Source organism: Sporichthya sp., assembly GCF_013815995.1.
GTDB lineage: Bacteria > Actinomycetota > Actinomycetes > Sporichthyales > Sporichthyaceae > Sporichthya.
The window spans coordinates 1-2,596 of the sequence record NZ_JACDFE010000368.1; the positions used below are offsets into that span (position 1 = coordinate 1).

The 2,596-nt window shown below is 71.9% G+C and carries 4 protein-coding genes; all 4 read right to left on the reverse strand.

The features are described 5' to 3' along the window. On the reverse strand, positions 1-841 hold an 841-nt coding region (gene hemA / locus H0X00_RS23340; RefSeq protein ID WP_293775215.1), incomplete at its 3' end, for a glutamyl-tRNA reductase. Further along, a complete protein-coding gene (locus tag H0X00_RS23345; protein WP_293775217.1) occupies positions 838-1,566 on the reverse strand; it encodes a redox-sensing transcriptional repressor Rex in 729 nt (242 codons plus the stop codon). The genes H0X00_RS23345 and hemA, both read right to left, overlap by 4 nt. 134 nt (positions 1,567-1,700) lie before the next feature. Next, positions 1,701-1,949 (reverse strand): glutaredoxin family protein, encoded by a 249-nt coding sequence (locus H0X00_RS23350; RefSeq protein ID WP_293775218.1) that lies wholly within the window; start codon positions 1,947-1,949, stop codon positions 1,701-1,703. Then, a partial coding sequence (locus H0X00_RS23355; protein WP_293775219.1) for a class I adenylate-forming enzyme family protein occupies positions 1,946-2,596 on the reverse strand: 651 nt, incomplete at its 5' end. The genes H0X00_RS23355 and H0X00_RS23350, both read right to left, overlap by 4 nt.

Sequence of the window (2,596 nt, forward strand, 5' to 3'; positions counted from 1 at the left end):
GGGCCAGGTCGAGCAGGAACTGCGGGCGGCCACCGCGCTCCGCCGCCGCGGCGGCGAGCATCGGGGTGTCGAGCACGAGCTCGGTGGCACCGGTGCAGGAGATGACCAGGTCTGCCTCAGCGAGCGCGGCCGGGACCTGCTCCATCCGGATCCCCCGACCGCCGAGGCCGGCGGCGAGGCGCTGCGCGCGGGTGTAGGTGCGGTTGGCGATGACCAGTTCGGCCAGGTTCTCCCGGGCCAGCACAGTTGCCGCCAGCGCGCTCATCGAACCGGCGCCGACGACCAGGGCCCGCTTACCGGCCAGCCCGCCGAGGGAGACCGCAGCGCGTTCCAGGCCGATCCCGACCAGGGAGCGGCCGGCCCGGTCGATGCCGGTCTCGGTCCGGGCCCGCTTGCCCACCCGAAGGGCCCGCTGCACGAGTTCGTTGAGCACCCGGCCGGCGCCACCCTGCTCCTGCGCGACGGCGAGCGCCGCCCGGACCTGGCCGAGGATCTGGCTCTCGCCGACCACCATCGAGTCCAGCCCGCAGGCCACCGTGAACAGGTGTTGCACGGCCCGGTCCTCGTAGTGCACGTACAGGTGCGGGCGCAATTGCTCCAGCCCGATGCCGGTGTGCCGGCACAGCACCTCGGAGACGTCGGCCAGGCCGCCGTGGAACTTCTCCACGACCGCGTAGATCTCCATCCGGTTGCAGGTGGAGAGCACCGCGACCTCGGTGATGTGCTCGCTCGCCGCCGCGTCGGAGAGCAGCTTGGTCAGCGCATCGCCGGTCAGGGCGACCCGCTCGAGCAGGCTGACCGGGCCGGTGCGGTGCGACAGGCCGATGACGAGGATGTTCACGGGGTCACTCCGCCCACCATGGCCGGCGCCCGGCGCGACTTCGCGGTAGCCGGCTCGGCCTCGCGCAGCGATCTGCGCTGAGCGTGGAAGGCCAGGATCTGCAGCTCGACGGACAGGTCGACCTTGCGCACGTCGACCCCGTCCGGCACCGAGAGAACCACCGGGGCGAAGTTCAGGATGCTGGTCACGCCGGCCGCCACCAGGCGGTCGCAGACCTCCTGCGCGGCCAGGCCCGGGGTGGCGATCACGCCGATGGTCACCGCGCGAGCGGCGATGATCGACTCCAGGTCCTCGATGGGATTCACCACAACACCGGCCAGGGTCACCCCGACCCGCGCGGGATCGGCGTCGACCAGGGCAACGATGCGAAAGCCGCGGGAGGAGAAGCCGCCGTAGTTCGCGAGCGCGTGGCCGAGAGAACCGACCCCGACGATCACGCAGGCCCAGTCCTGGGTCAGGCCGAGCTCGCGGGAGATCTGGTAGACGAGGTAGGCGACGTCGTAGCCGACCCCCCGGGTGCCGTAGGAGCCGAGGTAGGACAGGTCCTTGCGCAGCTTCGCCGAGTTGACCCCGGCGGCGGCGGCGAGTTCCTCGGAGGAGACCGTCGCGGTGCCCCGCTCGGAGTAGGCCAGCAGGGCGCGCAGGTAGACCGGCAGGCGGGCCACGGTGGCGTCCGGAATCCCGTCGCGGCTGCGAGCCGCGCGGGGTGATGGTGCAGCGCTCATGGCACTCCTGGGCAACGGAGAAAAGAGGCGCTTTCCGGTGTCGTGCGGACCCGAGGGTAAGCACTTGTGAACGCGCGAACAAACTCGGAGCGACCCGTCGTCTCACCATGTGAGACGTTGGACTTTGGCCTATCTCATCGGGTAAGCGCGGCCCGCAGGCGGTCCGGATCGACCCGCCAGAACGTGTGCTGTATGCCGTCGACCAGCGTCACCGGGATCTGTTCCCAGTACTTCGCGTACAGCTCGGGGTCGGAGTTGATGTCGACCTCGGTCCAACCGACGCCCAATTCGGCGCAGACGCTGTCGATGACGGCCTTCGCGTCGTCGCACAGGTGGCAGCCCGGCTTGCCGTACACGGTCACCCGGGGTTCGAGGGCGCTCACGAACCGGGGTCCCGCAGCAGCCCGCGGGCGATCTTGCCCGCCACCGACCGGGGCAGCTCGCTGACCAGCTCGATCTGCTGGGGCACCTTGAACCGGGCCAGCCTGGAGGCGCAGAACTCCCGGACCTCCTCGGCGGTCAGCTCGGCGCCGGCGGCGGCCACCAACAGGCTCTTCACCGCCTGGCCGGTGCGTTCGTCCGGCACCGCGACCACCGCCGCCTCGGCCACCCCGGGCAGCGCGAGCAGGACCTCCTCGACCTCGCGGGGGTAGACGGTGAACCCGTCCACCACCACCACGTCGTGCCGGGTGCTGACCATGAACAGATCCCCGTCCGGGTCCTGGATCGCGACGTCGCCGGTCGCGAACCAGCCCTCGGCGTCCGGAGCGTCCCGCCCATCCGGCCAGTACCCGGAGAACAGGTTCGCGCCCCGCACCCAGAGCTCGCCGGGATCGCCGGGATCGGCCTCCGAGCCGTCCCGGTCCACCACCCGGACCTCGATCCCGGGCAGCGGACGGCCGACCGAGCCCTCCCTGGCCCGCATCGAGGCGGTCACCACCGGCGCGGCCTCGGTCAGCCCGTAGCCCTGCCAGACCCTGCGGCCGGTGGCCTCCCGGAACGCCGCCGCCGCGCCCGGGCGCAACGGCGC

Excerpts from the sequence above, each read along its gene's own strand:
- H0X00_RS23345 (WP_293775217.1), bottom strand. The coding sequence starts at position 1,566 with ATGAGCGCTGCACCATCACCCCGCGCGGCTCGCAGCCGCGACGGGATT.